Here is a 569-nt window from a genome sequence, read left to right on the forward strand (position 1 = left end):
AAGTTGGTGTTGGATTGGGTAGTTTCACGGTATGAGGGTTTCTGCCTGTCTTTTGCAGGGTCGGACTCGAAGATTGTAAACTCTTCACGCACAGTACGGATGCCCCGGTGCTGGTCTTTCATGTGGCTCAACACGATGCGGTGGTCGCCGTCGCCGAAGGTTGTTCCGATTTTGGCCAGGTAGCTGCGTTTGTCCAGTGCGCTGTAAGGTACGGTTTTGCCGCCGTTGGGACTTTTGTAGCCTTTACCTGCTTCGTAATCTTTTTCATCGTTGCGGTTGTAAGAGAATAAGCCGTCGAAGTTGCCGGCTTTTCCGAACACGCTGGCGCCGTAGTTTACGCCGTCATTGCTGGCATAGCCGCTGCTGAGGCGCACGCCCCAGTTTTTGTCCAAACCTTTTAGCAAGTCTTCGGCATCGACTGTTTTAGTAATAATCGCGCCGTTGGTCGCGCCAATACCGGCAGATGCCGAGCCCGCGCCTTTCTGTACGGAGACGATTTTGACCAGCGCAGGGTCGATGATGAAACGGCCTTGGTGATACAGTATTTGGCTGTCGGAATAGGCGTTGTC

At 53.4% G+C, this 569-nt stretch carries 1 pseudogene; it reads right to left on the bottom strand.

Annotated elements, in window-relative coordinates:
- Positions 1-569, bottom strand: a pseudogene (locus ACTHSP_RS21400) (TonB-dependent siderophore receptor); the annotation flags it as partial.

Source organism: Neisseria sp. P0001.S005 (assembly GCF_051963715.1).